This is a genomic window from Pseudomonas sp. LB3P25 (assembly GCF_054897985.1).
In genome coordinates this window covers 857,398-874,453 of the sequence record NZ_CM142711.1, presented here as the reverse complement: position 1 = coordinate 874,453, position 17,056 = coordinate 857,398, and the positions used below count along the sequence as shown (strand labels likewise).

Annotated in this window: 7 protein-coding genes; 2 read left to right on the top strand and 5 right to left on the bottom strand. The window is 57.9% G+C overall.

Annotated features, from left to right (window positions below):
- Nucleotides 1–42: 42 nt before the first annotated feature.
- Nucleotides 43–6,087 (bottom strand): NEL-type E3 ubiquitin ligase domain-containing protein, encoded by a 6,045-nt coding sequence (locus ACYZTW_RS03820; protein WP_462003796.1) that lies wholly within the window; start codon nt 6,085–6,087, stop codon nt 43–45.
- 71 nt (nt 6,088–6,158) lie between these two features.
- On the bottom strand, nt 6,159–11,429 hold the full coding sequence (locus ACYZTW_RS03815) for a dermonecrotic toxin domain-containing protein (RefSeq protein ID WP_462003795.1): 5,271 nt from the start codon (nt 11,427–11,429) through the stop codon (nt 6,159–6,161).
- A 238-nt stretch (nt 11,430–11,667) separates the two neighbouring features.
- On the opposite strand from ACYZTW_RS03815, the gene ACYZTW_RS03810 reads away from it, so the two are divergent.
- A complete protein-coding gene (locus tag ACYZTW_RS03810) occupies nt 11,668–12,795 on the top strand; it encodes a sensor histidine kinase (protein WP_462003794.1) in 1,128 nt (375 codons plus the stop codon).
- A gap of 142 nt (nt 12,796–12,937) precedes the next feature.
- On the opposite strand, the gene ACYZTW_RS03805 is transcribed toward ACYZTW_RS03810, so the two are convergent.
- Complete coding sequence (locus ACYZTW_RS03805) at nt 12,938–13,243, bottom strand: chaperone modulator CbpM (RefSeq protein WP_462003793.1); 306 nt, start codon at nt 13,241–13,243, stop codon at nt 12,938–12,940.
- Between the two features lie 23 nt (nt 13,244–13,266).
- Nucleotides 13,267–14,214, bottom strand: coding sequence for a DnaJ C-terminal domain-containing protein (locus ACYZTW_RS03800; RefSeq protein ID WP_462003792.1), 948 nt, complete (start codon nt 14,212–14,214; stop codon nt 13,267–13,269).
- A 297-nt stretch (nt 14,215–14,511) separates the two neighbouring features.
- Between ACYZTW_RS03800 and ACYZTW_RS03795 the strand changes: the two genes are divergently transcribed.
- A complete protein-coding gene (locus tag ACYZTW_RS03795; RefSeq protein WP_462003791.1) occupies nt 14,512–15,786 on the top strand; it encodes an Hsp70 family protein in 1,275 nt (424 codons plus the stop codon).
- A 179-nt stretch (nt 15,787–15,965) separates the two neighbouring features.
- On the opposite strand, the gene ACYZTW_RS03790 is transcribed toward ACYZTW_RS03795, so the two are convergent.
- On the bottom strand, nt 15,966–16,979 hold the full coding sequence (locus ACYZTW_RS03790; RefSeq protein WP_462003790.1) for an AI-2E family transporter: 1,014 nt from the start codon (nt 16,977–16,979) through the stop codon (nt 15,966–15,968).
- Nucleotides 16,980–17,056: the final 77 nt, after the last annotated feature.

Sequence of the window (17,056 nt, the reverse complement as noted above, 5' to 3'; positions counted from 1 at the left end):
TTGTTTATTGCGTAACCACTACTGAAAACAACCTATGCCCGTTCAGAGCGGATGTTTGGCCATCTCCTCTCGCGTGAGTTTCTCGATCAATGCAGCCTCTTCGATCTGCAGCTGAGCATCCAGCTCTTCGGATTGCGCCTTGTATTGCGCCTCTGATAATCCTCCTGCCTGCTGGCTTTCACGCAGACTGGCCAGGCGATCCTGATAGGGTTCGCGTTGCGCTTCGAATTGCGGTCGGTAAGTGTTCGTCACGAAGTCTTTCCAGAAGTCTTTCGCTACCAGCGACTGAAACTCTGCTGGTGAGTTGTCCAGTGCCACCACGTTGGCGTACGCCTGATCCAGCATCGCCGGTGTGACGTTGCTCAGGCTGGTGAACCTGGCTCGCCGAGGCTGCCCCGGCAATCCGAGCCGGTCCTTGAGGCCAATGCGGTAGGCCAGTTTTATCTCGACATCTTCCAGGTAACTGATGCGGCGCGCCTGTTCGGCCGCTGACAGACCCGGCGTCTGATGGATAGCGGTGGTGCGGCGTTCGATGTCGGCCAGTGCGATTTTCTCGACCTCGTCCAGCCGGAACAACCCTCGGGACAACTTCAGCAGCGCCGCACTTTGCTCCCCGTCCATGGCCAGCGTTCGGGCCCTGTACACCAGCGCCATGATTTCCAGGTTACTGAATGACAAGGCTGCACGGTCGCAACAGGCCGGCCTTCCTGCCCACTCGAACATCTCCCCGCGCAATGCTTCAGACTGCGGATTTTCTTCGGTGATGGAGTCGATGACCTCCCATACGCGCCGCTGAAGGTCTTCATGGCCAGCGCCAGCATTTTCGAGGTCGTTGAGTACGCGGAAAAATCCACCCGCGCCGTCCTGCGCGTACAGTGACTGCCATTGGGTCTGCCTGAGTGGTACTTGATCCGCGGGCAGGTCTTTGATCCATCGCCCAAGGGCTGTTTGTCCTTGCAAACCTAGTTGCGCATGCTCCGGCAGCACGGGACCAGGTGCCCGAAACTCGAATGCACCCGGCCGCCTCATTGCCACAAGATCAGGTCGCTCGCGCTCAAGTCGGGCCCAGTAATCGCTCAGCTGTTGCTGAGCAGCTTCGGATAATGGATTGCCGTCAATGTGTGTAACGTTGTTGACCCGCGCCGCGCGCTCCAGCTGTTCGGCAGACGGAACAATGATTGGCTCCGGAATCGTCGTAATTTGGTTGTTTTTCAGATAAATGCCGTCCAGCAGGGGTTGCTCGCCTAATCCGACTGGCCAGGCATCAACGTCGCACGACACTAGCGAGAGCGAGCGCATATCCGTTATCCGGCTGAAATCCGGCAGCATGCCCAAGGGGTTATAAGACAGGCTCAACGCCCTGAGTGTTGTCCGCCCGGCCAACAGTTGAGCAGTCTCGGGGGTCAGTCGAATCCGGTTCCTTTGGAGAAACAAGCGGGTCAGCCCATGCATCTCACCCAATGCCGGAGGTATCGCTGTCAGCTGGTTATTCGACATATCCAGCCAACGCACGCCCCTGAAACGCCAGAGAAATCCCTCTGGCGACACACTCAGGCCCATGTTGTTGAGTTTGAGCGAGCCCACATGACTGAAATCGGCCTCGAGGTCCGGAACACTGTCCAGCGTCTGGCCACTCAAGTCGAGTTCAACACCGATCGGGCTGCCGTCCACGGCATATCGTTGCGGCGTTTGCAGCCTCCAGCAGCGGCGAATGCGTTCGGCGGCCTCGTATCGGTCTGCCAAGTGGGAGAAGTCTTGCCTCTGGCCAGCCCGCACGTATCGCTGGCGCGCGCCTCCCCCGGAAAACGCCCAGGCAGATAGCTGCCGATTCAGCGTTTCATACTCCCTCTCAAGGCGGATCAGCTCGGCCTCAACCTCCGCCCCGCTCCCCAGCGCTTGCAGGAATGGCTCAACTTCAAGCTCGCTGAAGCCGGGGTACAGCTGACGAACTCTGGCGGACATCGAGTCTTGAGCCTTAAATGCGCCAGGAAGACTTCCCTCCAACAGTTCAGGCCTCAGCGCTGCCAGACGCTCTCGGTATTCCTCGAGCTGCTGCCGTCCCTGGCGAGTAAAGGGGTTACCTTCCAGAAGGGTGACCCGATTGACCCTGGCGTTCGCTTCGATCTGATCATCGGCTGTAGAGAGTAACGCCTGGGGCACTTCGGTCAGGTTGTTATTGCGCAAGTCCAGCAGTTGCAAGTCGGGCAGGTTTGTCGTGCCCACCGGCCATTCGTCTATTCCCGTACCCCCGAGGTTGATGGTCCTTAATCGAGTCATCGTGCTGAAATCCGGTGCGATACCCAACGGGTTTCTCAACAAGTCGAGTTCCTCAAGAGCATTCAACTGACCGAGGATTGCCACATTGTGCTCGTTAAGCCGAACCCGGCTGCCCCTGAGGCTCAAGTGAGTCAAACCTTTCATGTCATCGAGCGCCTCAGGCAATTCGCTGAGCCGGGACATCCCCTCCAGTTTCAGCGTCTTGAGCCCGGTAAACCCTTTGAGGAAGGCATTGAGGTTGCGCACGCCTGTACCGGTCAGCGCGAGCGTCTCGACATGACTGAATTGGGCATTCAACGACGGCAGCTCTACGGTCGAATCAATGCTCAGTGTCGAACTGCTCTGCCGCCGCCAGCAACGCTTGATGTTGCTGGCTATCTGACGTTCGCGCCCGCCCGGGATTCGCCCCGCAACAGCGGGGCTGCTTTCTGCCGTGACCCGTGCTTGAACCCAGGTATTCAACTCATTTTTGAGGGTCGCGTATTCGGCTTCACGTCGAGTCAGTCCACCACGAATGTCTTCGCCCAGTGAGCGCAGGAATGCTTCAACTTCCACCTCGCTGAAGTCGGGGTACAGCTTGAGTACCCGCGCTTGAGGCGTTCGAAAGAAGTTGATCACCTGGGAGGGCCCAACGCCGCCGAGCAGTTTCATGCCTGGCTCGACGCTTGGCTTGAGCACTCGGTGCTTCTGAAGATCCGCCCTGAACTGATCTCGTGGCAACGGCGTTTGCTGCACCGTCAGTTTCAATCGTTCGGCTTCTTCGAGCGTGAAGCCCAATGCTTGCCGCTCCTCTGGCGTCAAGGCTTGCAAGACAGACGAATAGAGGCTTGCAGAAGTCGATTGAGCGAATCGGGTGTTTTCATCGACGATCAACACCGCACGCGCCGGTGTCTGCGGCGTACCAATCGTGTCCAGTAACTGACCTTTCGGTCCATATTCGCGAAGCTCGAAGCGTACGTCCTTCGGCCAGCCTGGCAGCGTTTCAAGACTGCGCAGCGCCAGTCGTTCGCTGTCGATGCCGGATGAGGTGTCGAGATAAAGGCCTTCATAAGCGTGGGACACGCGCAGCTCTTGCCGGGCCCATTCGGCTCGCTCATAAATGCTGTGAGGCAAAGGTCCGGGCTTACCCAGCGCCAACAGATCTTCCTGAGTCGCGCCTTCCAGTATCTGTTCCACAACAACGCTGGGCAGCTGCGGGAAAAACACCTTGATCCGCTCCACAGCCCCATTGGCGTTGGCATCCTGCTCTCGATACACGGACTCGAACAATGAGCGTTTTTTGTTCTGCACTGCGCGAGCGATTTCCTTGCGCAGCTCAACGGCGCGCTGATCCAACGTCAAATCCGACGCCCCCGGAACGCTCTCGATATCGATCTGTCGAGCTTTGAACATGTCCAGCAACGACGTGAGTAACGTGCCCCTCGCCGCGTCCCGATCACTCACGACGAACGTCAGCCTGCGTGATCGTTCGGTCTGCGCTACAGGATCTTCCCAAATAATCTTTGCCTTGCCGTCCAGGACTTTGATCGGGGGTGTAACGGGTAATAGCTCCTGACTGCGCATGACCCTGAATTGCATACGCAGATCAGCCTTGGCATAGATCTCAGGGTCATCGCTGCCGATTTGTTCGCTGAATGTTTCGATGTCCCGGTCGATTCGAAATCGCGTCAGGGTGTCGGACAGCTGCGCCGCTGGCGGCCGTTGTTCGACATGCAGCCGACGCAGTTGATCGGGCTCCACGCCACTGGCGACTCGTACCTGTTCCAATTGTGCATCGGTGAACGCCTGCGCTCGGTAGCCCAGACGCCGCATCAAGATGGGCCCGTCCCAGCTCAAGGGTTCTTCGGCCTCGTGGGTCCAGGCGCCGGCACCGTTATGTTCCAGTCGCGGTGCAAACGCATCCGCACGGCTCGCGTGCTGGATGCGATATTGCCCGTCGTCCAGATCCTGCCTGACAACAAAACGATCATCATCCAGCGACAGGATGTCCTGACCTTTGTAGCTGTGCAGGCCCAGTTCGTTTGGCTTTAAATCCGCCGGCAGCCTGATGGGGACTTTGTAAGGCCCGAGGTCAGGCTTCCATAGCCGTTGCTCGCCCGTTGGCAGCGTGACCGGTTTTAGCCCCTCGACAAAAGGATCGGGTTTGACGGCCGTCAGCTTTGCGAACCCTTTGCCCGCGCCATGCATGACCGCAATCAGCGCAAGGTTTTCTGCGACGTCGGTTATGTGCGCCAGGGCGGCCCGGTGATCTCCCTCACTCCATTCGATCACCCCTTCGAACGTCTCGCTCAAGAGCTGGCCGGCCATGACGCCGATCATCACTTCGCCCAGCACCGGTACAAACATCGAGACGCCGTTCAACACCAGCATGCCGATTTCCAGCAACACGGCGATTTTTTGCGCCCGGACCTTGGCATCCACATCGGCGGTCGGGACCGCATAGTGACGGGCATCGGCAATGATCTTGTCACGGTTCTTCTCGTAGAGGTCCACCCACAGATCGCCATTCGCGCCCCAAAGTCCTCGCTGGGTAAAGCTCGACGTCCGCATGTAGGGGTCTTCGACCGGCACCTGTTTGGGCGGTTGTTCCGGTGGCAACTCCTTGGGTGTGACGAACACAGAAAACGGATTGATCGCATCAACCCCTTTCATCCAGGGAGACCGCAGAGCGGCCAACGGATCCGCCAGCGCGTCTGCGGCTTTGCGGGTGAACTGGCCGAAGTAGTAAGGGCGATCGGCATAGTCAACGAACTGGCTGAAAAAACGCTGGTACGCGGTCGGGTTACCGTCCTTGGGCGTCGAAGCATCTCTTGCCATGAATTGGCGTTTAAGCTCCGCATCCATCGCTCGGCCCTTGTACCGCTTCAACGGATGCTCTGGATCATGGGGAACGTAAAGAATCATTTCATCGGAGTATCGAAACTTTTCGCCGATGAGAAACAGGACACAGCCCGTCATCTTTTTCTTCATCAGACCCAGGTCACGAAACCAGACTGGCTTATCGTCTACCAGCGGACTCATCTCACCGTCGATGACTGCCAGGATCATCGAGTAATCCTTTGGCTCAATGTCCTTTTGCAGCAGGGCCAGCTCGGCCGCAGCGCGCATGGCGTCTTTTTGACTGGTCACGAACCGCTGACGAAGCACCGCTTCAGCCACCGGGTTCGCTGGTTGCAAAAAGTCCTTCAGGTAAACCTGATACTTCGCACCGATGTCCAGCTCCCGACACAGCTTCAGAAACTGCACCGCCGTCAGGGAGGTGGTCACCTTGCTGAATTGGCCGGGGGGCGACGCTTCGGCCACAAATCCTGATGTGGAATGAAAATGGCCGGCCGCACACTCATGCTCTTCGAAGTTATGCAACGCGGCTTGCAGCAGAGGCAAATTCAACACTTCGAACGTGCCGACCTCGATTTCGAAAATGCCCATTTCCAAGGGCTTTTTCAGCTGCAGGAAGGTTTTCTTGACGTCCAGCTCCACGGCGAACTGATCCTTGAGTGCCTTGACCAATAATGGTTCGGCAAAAGCATCAATGCCCTGCAGACGCGACATGGTTTTATCCAGCAGGTTTTGGGACGCCATACTCGCCTCAAAACACACGTTCATGGCCTGGCGTTGCGCCTGCGATGCAGCCAGATACCAACCGGGAAGAATGATCGGAGCATTTTTCACCGCCTCTCGCCGTTCGGGCGAGGCATTCACCAGCCAGGCCGGGATGGTCTGGGCAATGAACTCGGCGTGAATACTTTGTTGATCGGCAGTCGGTGATTGCACAGCGGTTGCTTTAGGGCTTTCGTGTTCGTTTCGCAAGGTACATATCCTTATGTACGACTTATTGGGGCCGGCACGAAGATCATCAGTCTTCGTGCCGGAGTAACAGTTCAGGGTTTTACGGTGAAGGGGATTTCGACCCGCTGCAGTTTTGCCCGATCCATCGCCTGTTGGGTGAGCGTCTTGAGCAGCGACAGCCGCTCATCGTTGAGCTGCTTCATTTCGGTTTCATACTCATCGGCGCTCATGACACGACCCGGGGCGAACTCACTTTCCGGTTTGCCGAGTTCCGCGGCGAGTACCCTGATCTCTTCTTTCAATTGCGCCTTTTCTTGTACGGAAAGAGACTCGGTCGCCCGTTTTTCCAGCGCCATGTAAAACTCTGTCGCCGCATCGAGCCGACGCCGGATGGCCTTGAAGGCACGGCGATTGGAACCCTGAATGTAAGATTCCCAGAAGGGCTGCTCGCTGATCGAATCGCGCAGCAGATCGCCCTCCTCCAACGCCAGAACACGCTTAAAAGCGTCGTCGATCATCTGCGAGGTAACGCCGGAGTGCGTTCTGAATTGCAAGTCCCGGGATTGCCACGGCAAGTCCAACCGGCTGGCAAGATCCGTCATATAGGCCAGGTGAGTCTCGACTTCATCAATGGTTCCCGTGACCTCCCCTTGCGCATTGACCCGCCTGAAGCCTTCGCCGTTCTCCATTCGCCTGGCAACTTCTTTATGAGCGATCCTGGTCAGCTCATCCAGGCGGGATTTGCCTTTGGCCAAAAGCACCAGTTCGGCCTCGACCAGCGCAGGATTGGCCAGTTCGTAAGCTTCGTGAATCAGCACCTCAAGGCCCGTGGCATTGAACAGTGCCGCCCCGGCATCGACACAGTTGATCGGCTCTTGAGCCTGCTTGAAAAGATTGCTGCGCAGTTCGCTGTTCTTGAACATGGCCTCCAGCATTCGCCAGAGTTTGGCTGTCATGTCGACCCTGAACACCCGATCATTAGTGAAGTGGCTGGACTTGGTGAGCAGTCTTACGTGATCGAAGAACGGGACCGAGCCGAACTCATCCTCCACCTCATTCCATACCGGCTGTAGGTCGACCCATTCCGCTCGCGTCAAGCCTTCCTCCCAGTCGAGACTGTCGCGCACACCACGGGACGGATAGGGCCGATCAGGGTCCAGGCCTACGGAGCGGATGTAATCTCTCAGCTGATTCAGGTTCGCTTCCGATATCCACTGCGGCTCACGATTCAAGATCGTTCTGGCCAGCAACTCTGCTTCTACGGAACCGGGTACCACCTGTGGCACAAAGGTAATGAGATTGCGCTGCAGGCTCAGATGGAAGTGCCGCAAACGTGGCTGGGAAAACAGACCACCGGGCCAGGTGTTGATCCCGGTGTCCGCCAGAATCAGCGTGTGCAACATGGGCATACGGCTGATGTTTGGCACCCATCGCAGCGGGTTGCTTCGCAGGTCGATGGATTCGAGCCGGAAGAGATCGCGCAACTCGTCCACCGCCTGCAAGGTCAATTCGATGCGGTTGTTGGCCAGGTGCAGCTCGGTCAAAAATTGCATTCGTCCCACCGCCGTGGGCAAGCGAGTCAGCCGATTACTGTTCAGATTCAAGGAACGCAGTTTTGGAAAATGATCGAGGAGCGAGGCGTGGGCATCGGTCATTTCTGTGTTGAGCAACTTTAGCTGGGTAACATGTTCGAAATTCGCCTCCAGTTTTGGCATCGTTTCCAGGTGCCGCCCCATGGGGATGTTGCTCAGATCAAGTACCCATCCTCTCGGGTTTCCCTGGGCGTCGAGATCCCGGGGACCACTGCGCTGCCAGCATCGCCTGACTGCCCTATAGACGCTATTGCGCGATTGCCACTGTGAAATGCCATCGGAGCTAAGGCTGAACGATTGTGTGGGCGAGTCCAGCCAGCGCCGAAAGCTGGCGTTGAGTTGATTGAACTCGGTTTCAAGGGCACTTGCCCTCGCCTGTGGTGTGTCCCCGCTGTCGCTGTGCTCCAGATAGGTTTGAATGTCGGTTTCGCTCCAGCCGGGACGAAGTGACCGGACACGTTCCTGCGCGGTCAGTTGCCCGGACGCACGACGAAGCCCTTGGGAGAAGCCTTGCATACCACCGCGAAGGTGCATGGTTTCAGGGTCGAACTTCAGCGTTCGCACAGGGTTGTCCGCCAGGATCACTCTGAACTTGTCGTGGGTCAGAGGGGAGCGCAGGACGGCGAGTCTGATGGTTTGCCATTGATTGATCTCGTAACCCAAGGCTTCGCGTTCGGCATCGGGCAAGGCATGCAGCACAGCGGCCAGGAGGTTATCGGGGCCATGAAGCTCATGGTCGTCTTCGCTGCGTGCCGCATACAGGCCGTCTTCGTTCTTGATCAGGACCTTGCGGACAGAGGCTTCAGCCGGGCCGATGCTGTCGTCAAGCGAGCCAGACATCGCACCGTTGCGCACTTCAATGCGCACATCGTCCGGCCAGCCCGGCAGGGATTCCAGCGTGTGCAGCACCAGTCTTTCGGTGTCCGGGTTGTGTAGCTCATCGAGAAACAGTCCTTCATAAGCGCGGTTCAACCGCACCTCCCGCAACGCCGCACGAGCCCGCTCCTTGAGATGCAACGGAACGCGCTTGTGCTCGGCCATCGTCGCCAGTTCCTGCGGCGAAGCATCCGCCAGCAGTTCTTTAGCGATACTGGTCGGCAGCTCTGCGAAGGCGTCTTGAAGTAAGGCCACGTTAGTCTCGGCCTCTGAGTTTTTGTAGAACGACTCGAAGAGGCGTTTCTTCTGCTGCTCTGCACGCATGGCCAGGCGCTCCTGCAAAGCGTCGATTCGCACCTGCCTGTCACTGCTGATACTGCGGCCGAGTATCTGCTGGATTTCCTTCTCGTCGAAGGCGTCCACCACGCGGTCAGATAATTTCCCGGCCTTCAGTTCGGCAAGGGTCAACTTCACACGATGGGCTGGCGAGGCGTCCGGGTTACCGTGCAGGATGGAGTCACCCCACAACTCCGGCCCGGGGAAAAGCTCGATGCTTTTGTACTCCGGCCATCGCGGCAACTCTGTCATCAGCGGCGGCAGATGATCCGCCCATTTCTGCGCGACCTGATTGGCCCGTATCTGCTCCACCAGCGTGCCCACATCGGCATAAACATTGAAGCGCTTGAGGGTGTCGCCCAACAACGCCGGTGGCGGCTCTGTTTCCACTTGCAGCTTGCGCAGCACATCCTCTTCGACACCGCTGGCGATACGGATCTGCTCCAGCGTTTCGTCGGAGAACCCGTCGACAGAAGGGCCCAGGCGCCGCATCAGTGCGGTTTTGTCCCACTCGATGGGGCGGTCAAGTTCGGTGTGCCAGGCACCCGCACCGTTATGCTCGACTCGTGGCTGATAGGCCGCTGGTCGGTTAGGGTGCGTGAGTTGCGGTTGCCCGGTCTGTGGGTTTTCTTTCACCTCGAAATGCTTACCGTCCAGCGCCAGGATGTCCTGTTCGTTATGTCGATGAAGTCCCCGTTCGTTGGGTTTCGAATCTCTGGGCAAAGTCACCTTATGTTCGTAAGGGCTTAAATCGGGGTTCCAGAGACGGGTTTTGCTATCGGGCAGTTCGACCTTTTTCAGTCCGTCGATAAAGGGTGAGGCTTTGACCGGTGCAGGCGCGCCACCCGGCAGAACATGCCCCGCCCCCATGAGTGCCAATTGAGCGAAATTGATCAGCACACCCGTCAGATGAGCCGCTGCCTCTTCCTTGTCGCCTTTGCTCCAGTCCTCAATCCCCTCCAGGGTTTCGAGCATCATTTGTCCGACCATCATGGCCAGCACGGCTTCGCCTAAACCGGGGACCAACATGGCGCCGAAATTGAAAATGTTCCAGCCGATGTCCAGGTAGCTGGTCAGACGTTTCCAGCGAGCAGTGGCATCTTCATCGCCCGTGGGCACGGCGATGTGTCGCGCATCGGCGATCGCCTTGTCTTTGCGCCAAACGCAGAATTGACGCCAGAAATCGCCGTCGATCACGTTGGTGATCGGTTCGGCCTCAGGGTTCTCGACGGCGGTCTCTCGCCACCACGGGCCCATGTCCAGGGGCTCGCGCTGTTTCCAGGTAAAGGTTGTGAACCGCTCGTTGACGCGTGCGAAGAAGCGCCCCTTATCCTTTTGAGGCACAAACCGGCTGAAGAACTGTTGGTACTTGGCAGAGCGCAGCTGGCTGGTCAGCGCCTTCATGAAATCGGTGAAAGAGTCATATTGCTTGAGGGGATGATCAGGGTCGCCGGGGACATAGGCGATCAGCGTCCCATCCAGCCGGCTCTGTTCGTAGATGTCGTTTCGGCGAACCATTTCTTCAGCTACGCCGCTCGGGCCGTTGGCGAAAAAGGCCTGCAATGTCTTGAACTGTTCAAACTCCTGCCCCGGCAAAATACCTAGACGGTGAGACCACTCTGCCAGACGTTGTAGTTGCTCCGGAACCAGTTGCTCAATAACGGTTTTTATTTCCGAGGGTTCAGCCACCGCACTGAATAGCACGATGCCCGTCAGCCTCGTGCCCATGAGGGACAACCGATGAGTGTGTAAGCGGCGATTTGAGTATCGTATGTCTTTCGTGTCGTCCCGCACCTCTTTCAGTTTGCCGTAGGTATACGAGGTTATATCTCCCTTCAATAACGCAATGAGCATGGACTCACTGAACGCCGCCTTTTCATGGGCCTTGAACCGTTGTTCAAGTTCTGTGCGATCAGCGGCGATGGTGGGTTCCAGCAGGGACTTGATGTGTTGCTGATACTGCGCACCGATATCCAGTTTGCGACACAACTTGGCAAACTTTTCAACAGTCAACTCATGGCGCTGAAGTTCCCCCTCAGCGTCTTTTATGAAGATGCCTGAACCGTCGCGAAAGGCGCCGTCAAGGGTTTCAGACAACTCGAAGTTGTGCAGGGCGGCGTCCAACAGTGACGATTGCCTGACTCGACTGGCCTGGGTATCGATGCCAAAACCCAGCGTGGCGGGAGCATACAGGCGCAATGAAGTCGTGCTCACGTCCAGTTCGAATTTCAGCTCGTCTTTGATGGCTTGAGCGAGTAATGGCTTCGCGAATTCATTGATATCCGCTTGCAAGTCCCCGAGCCTGTCGGATACAGCATCTTGTAATCGACAGCGCTCCTGTATGAGTTCTTGCAAGTATTGACGATCAATTGGCCGTGCGTTGACGTACCAATCCGGAAAACCAGGCGTGAGGTCCATTATCGACTCCAGTCTTGAGACCGGGGCACCTTTAATCAGGACTGGAACTTTTTCCGCGAAATAATCCGAATAAACGTTATCGATTAAACCCACGACTTTCGGAGAAATTTCCGACGTGGCGTTTTCTGGCACTACAGTCATTTTCGCAAATCCCTATGCGATTAGCAGAACCACCAGCTTATTGAACGCCCTCAAAAACAAAAGATTAAAAATCTGCTGAATCAACCCAAAATATGCAAAACAACATTGATTTTTAGAACCTGAAAAATAATTAAATACCACCCGAGAGCCCCAGTACGTGATCCTGATCCTCAGCGGTAGTTTTTGCCCGTCGGTAAAGAGGCTAAGATCCCCGGACATTCCAAGCAGGAAACCGGACATGCGCCTCCCCGAGTTCATCACGCAACACGTGGACCGTATCGTCGATGAATGGGAACAGTTCGCCAGAACCATCACACCGGCAGCTGAAAACATGGAGCGAGCAGCCTTGCGCGACCACGCCAAGGCGATTCTGCTGGCCGCGGCGCGAGACATGACCACTGCACAAAGCGCCAGCGAACAGGTCGCCAAGGCCAAGGGTGAAGGCCCGGAAAAAACCCCGGGCCTGGACGAAGCCAGCGCCAGCCATGGCGAATTGCGCCATACCGTGGGTTTCGACCTGGTGCAGATGACCAGCGAATTTCGTCACCTGCGCGCCTGCGTGATTCGCCTGTGGGTCAATAACCTGGAGTCGCCGGACCTGGCCTACTTTCAGGACATGATCCGCTTCAACGAAGCCATCGACGAAGCGCTCGCCGAATCTACGGCCGCCTATGCCGAACAGGTCAATCGCTCGCGGGACATCTTCCTGGCGATTCTTGGCCACGACCTGCGCGCGCCACTGCAAGCGGTGAGCATGTCCACTGAAATGCTGCTGCGCAAAACCACGCTTGAAGACGATGCGCTGACCTTCGCAATTAACATCAAGCGCGGTGCACGGCACATGGCAGTGATGGTCAGCGATTTGCTGGAACTGGTGCGCAGCCGCTTGGGCAAGAGCCTGCCGATCGAACCGTCGCCCATGGACCTGGCCGACGCCGCACAGGCGGCGATTGCTCAAGCCTGCGCCGGTAACCCGGAGTGCGATCCGACGCTGAAAGTACTGGGTGACACCCGAGGTGTGTGGGATGCCGGGCGGCTTGATCAACTGCTGCAGAACCTGATCGGCAATGCATTGCAGCACGGTTCGAACAAGCGTGACGTGACCGTCACCCTCAGCGGCGAACCCGACGCGGTTCGCCTCACGGTGCATAACGACGGAACGCCGATTCCCGAGGATGCTATCGGCACGATCTTCGATCCACTGGTTCGCAGCGCCGACGAAGAACTCGGTCAGCCATCCACCAGCCTTGGTTTGGGCCTGTTTATCGTCAAGGAAGTGGTCGACGCCCATCAGGGGACGATCGAGGTCAGCTCGAACGAGACCGATGGGACGCTGTTTACGGTGGTGTTGCCCAGGAAAGTTTGACGGCGGGAGACCGCGTTATCGTTCATCGCGAGCAGGCTCGCTCCCACATTAAACCGAGTTCCTTCAGATGGAATGCGGTCGAATGTGGGAGCGAGCCTGCTCGCGAAGGGCCCTTACAGGCACCACAAAACTGTAGAAGCGATTACTCAACCACCAACCGAGCCAAGCGCTGCTTGAGCATGCGGTTCTCGGCCCGCAGTTGCTGGACCTCTTCTAGCAGGTCCAGCGCCAGGGCGACGCCTTCCCACTCCAGCTCCAGATCGTGCCGCAGCTTGGCGGCACGTTTGGCCAGCGCCAACTCATAATCGTTGAAACGCCAATCCTTGGGGTGCTTGCCCTGAGGTTCGAGGATGCCGTGTTCGACGATTTCGATCACGTAGACGTCCGACAGGTCGGTCGCCTCACAGAATTCTGCCATGTCCAGTTGAACGATCAGGGGGTTGCTCATGATGGGCTACTCCGTCTCTGGGATCAGAAGTGTTCTCTCGGGTTGAAAGCCGCTTTTTTCGCCAGCTCCTGCCACAACGCCTTGACCTCGTCGTCCGCGGCTTTAGGCATGACAGCCTTGAGTTGTACAAACAAATAACCGCGATGACCGGCCTTGTTCAGCAAACCATGGCCCTTGGCGCGCATGCGCTGGCCGTTCTGGCTGCCGGCCGGAACCTTGAGGTTGATCTTGCCTGTCAGTGTAGGCACTGCCACTTCAGTACCCAATGCCAACTCCCACGGAGCCAGCGGCAAGGTAATGATCAGGTTCTCGCCTTCGACGTCGAACTTGGGGTGCGGCGCAAAACGAATGATCAGGAACAGGTCGCCATTGGCCCCGCCACCAACGCCCGGCGCACCCTGGCCCTTGAGGCGGATGCGCTCGCCGTCGGCCACGCCGGCCGGGATCTTCACGTTCAGGCTTTTGCTGGTATTGCTGACGTGTTGGCCGGCAGCGTTGTACTGCGGCACCTGGAACGTGACCTTCTTCGATTCGTTCGAGAGGGTTTCTTCCAGCAAAATCCCGAGTTCCATTTCCACGTCTTGCCCTCGACGTCCGGCGCTGCGGCCCGACTGTCCACCACCAAAACCAGGGCCACGGTTGCCGAAAATCGAACTGAAGAAGTCCGAAAAATCGCCCGTGTCCTGACCTCCACCGAAACCGCCTGCACCACGCCCCTGCCAACCCGGCGGGCCCTGGAACGGTTGGCCGTGCTGGCCGTATTTGCGCAAGTCGTCATATTCGGCGCGCTTGTCGGCGCTTTTCAGCGCTTCGTAGGCTTCCGAGGCGTCTTTGAATTTGGACTCGGCGTCCTTTTCCTTGCTGACGTCCGGGTGGTATTTACGCGCCAGCTTACGATAGGCGGCCTTGATCGTCTTATCGTCCGCGGTCGGTTCCACACCGAGAATCTTGTAATAGTCTTTGAAGTCCATCGAGGGAATCACCATCCGTTATCGATATCGCGCCGCCACCGGCAGTCTGCTCGCATTGGCAGTTGCAGGGTTGACCGATCTCAAGGTTGTGACCGGGCAGCGCATCAGAAGTTTATCGGCAGCGGTCGGCGGTTCTTTCGACCGTCCTGTGGCTGCCAGGCCCAATGCAGACAAGTTTGGGGCGAAGGATAGTCTTTCAAGGCGCTAATAGCTGAGATTTAGCGGATAGTCGGCCTTCGAATCTGCGCCGCACTGGCATACACTGCGCGGCCGTTTTTTAACCGGAACTCGAAAGACATGAAAAACGCATCTCCAGCCCGTGCCTGTGGTATTGACTTCGGCACGTCCAACTCCACCGTCGGCTGGCTGCGCCCCGGCATGGAAACGCTGATCGCGCTGGAGGACGACAAGATCACCCTGCCTTCGGTGGTCTTCTTCAATATGGAAGAACGCCGCCCGGTGTACGGCCGGCTGGCGCTGCACGAGTACCTGGAAGGCTACGAAGGCCGGTTGATGCGCTCGCTCAAGAGCCTGCTGGGCTCCAAGCTGATCAAGCACGACACCAGCGTCCTCGGCACGGCAATGCCGTTCAAGGATTTGCTCGGTCTGTTTATCGGCCAGTTGAAGAAGCGCGCCGAAACCGCCGCCGGTCGCGAGTTCGAGGAAGTGGTGCTGGGTCGTCCGGTGTTCTTCGTCGATGACGATGAAATGGCCGACCAGGAAGCCGAAAACACCTTGGTGGACGTGGCCCGCGCCATCGGCTTCAAGGACGTTTCGTTCCAGTACGAACCGATTGCGGCGGCCTTCGACTATGAGTCGACCATCGAAAAAGAAGAGCTGGTACTGATTGTCGATATCGGTGGTGGTACGTCCGACTTCTCGCTGGTGCGCCTGTCCCCGGAGCGCCGTACCCACGACAACCGTCACGATGACATCCTCGCCACCGGCGGCGTGCACATCGGCGGGACCGATTTCGACAAACAGCTGAGCCTGCAAGGCCTGATGCCGCTGTTCGGCTACGGCAGCCGGATGAAGAGCGGCGCTTACATGCCGACCAGCCACCACATGAACCTGGCGACCTGGCACACCATCAACTCGGTGTACTCGCAGAAGTCGACCCTGGCGCTGGGCAGCATGCGTTACGACATCGAAGACACCGGCGGCATCGATCGCCTGTTCAAGCTGATCGACCAGCGCGCCGGCCACTGGCTGGCCATGGAAGTGGAAGAAACCAAGATCCAGCTGACCCACGCCGACAGCCGCCATGTGCCGCTGGACCGCATCGAACCGGGTTTGAGCGTGGAGTTGAGCCGGGCACTGTTCGAATCGGCCATCGACAACCTGCTGGAGCGCGTGCGCAACAGCGTGACCCAGTTGCTGAACGACGCCAACGTGCGGGTTGATCAGGTGGACACGGTGTTTTTCACAGGGGGTTCGAGCGGAATTCCGGCACTGCGCAACAGCGTCTCGGCGATGTTGCCGAACGCGCAGCATGTGGAAGGGAACATCTTCGGCAGTATCGGCAGCGGCTTGGCGATTGAAGCGATGAAGCGCTACGGCAACATGGACTGATCCGTAAAAAACCCTGTGGCGAGGGGATTTATCCCCGTTGGGCTGTGAAACAGCCCCACCGGTGAATGCAGTGTTCCTGAAGTACTGTGATGACAGGCTTCAGGGCTGCTTCGCAGCCCAACGGGGATAAATCCCCTCGCCACAATAAATCTTCTCACCACAATGAGATGGGGTGGTGTTTAGACCATCCCCACCTGCTTCAACTCACTCTTCAAATACGCATAATAAATCGGCCCCGCCACCACCCCCGGCAGGCCGAACGCGGCCTCGAACACCAGCATCGCCAGCAGCAACTCCCACGACTTGGCACTGATCTGCCCGCCGACAATGCGCGCGTTGAGAAAGTATTCGAGCTTGTGGATAAAAATCAGGTAACCCAGCGCCGCCACGGCCACCCAGATCGACAGCGACAGACCGACGATGGTGATCAGGGTGTTCGACATCAGGTTGCCGATAACCGGCAGCAGGCCGAGCAGGAAGGTCAGCACGATCAGGGTTTTGGTCAGCGGCAGCTTGATCCCGAACATCGGCAGGACCACCGCCAGGAAAATCCCGGTGAAGAAGGTGTTGAGTAGGGAGATCTTGATCTGGGCGAACACGATATTGCGAAACGCCTGGACCAGCAGGTGCAAGCGGTCAAACAGCGCCGCGGCCAATGGCCTGCGCTTGGTCACGTCCGGTACGCGCTGCAAAGCAATGATCGCCCCCAGCACCATGCCGATCAGCAGCGTCACAAACATGTGCGCCACGTCCTTGCCCACCAGCTGCAAGTCGCTGAGGTGCTTGCTCACCCACTCGCCAATCGCCACACGGAACTCGGCAGCGCTGGCGGGCAGATAGGCGTCAATGAACGGCGGCAGTTGTCCGCGTGCCCGATCAACCACACCCATGAATTTGTCGAGAGAAGCGCCGGGGTTTTCCGCTTCATGCAGCAGAAAGCTGAAGGCGCCGGCAAAGATCAGCGTCAACACACTGACCACTAGCGTTCCCAACAACGCCACCGCCAGCCAGCGCGCGCGCCGACCTTCGATCAGCCGCTGCAATTGCGGGGTGAGCATGTTGACCAGTTCGAACACTAGCAACCCGGCCAGCAGGCTGGGCAGCAGTCGCAGCGGGATCACCAGCAACAAACCGCCGAAAATGATGACCCAACTGATGAGTAGCAAGACGTGACGTTGAGAAAACGTTGGCATACAGCCTCAAAACGAACGGCGTAAAAGGATTGGCAGTCTGCCAGCGTTCCGATGCCAGCACTAGGGATTGTGTAGGT

Coding starts and splice junctions, on each gene's coding strand:
- ACYZTW_RS03815 (WP_462003795.1), bottom strand. CDS start 11,429: ATGACTGTAGTGCCAGAAAACGCCACGTCGGAAATTTCTCCGAAAGTC.
- ACYZTW_RS03810 (WP_462003794.1), top strand. CDS start 11,668: ATGCGCCTCCCCGAGTTCATCACGCAACACGTGGACCGTATCGTCGAT.
- ACYZTW_RS03805 (WP_462003793.1), bottom strand. CDS start 13,243: ATGAGCAACCCCCTGATCGTTCAACTGGACATGGCAGAATTCTGTGAG.
- ACYZTW_RS03800 (WP_462003792.1), bottom strand. CDS start 14,214: ATGGACTTCAAAGACTATTACAAGATTCTCGGTGTGGAACCGACCGCG.
- ACYZTW_RS03795 (WP_462003791.1), top strand. CDS start 14,512: ATGAAAAACGCATCTCCAGCCCGTGCCTGTGGTATTGACTTCGGCACG.
- ACYZTW_RS03790 (WP_462003790.1), bottom strand. CDS start 16,979: ATGCCAACGTTTTCTCAACGTCACGTCTTGCTACTCATCAGTTGGGTC.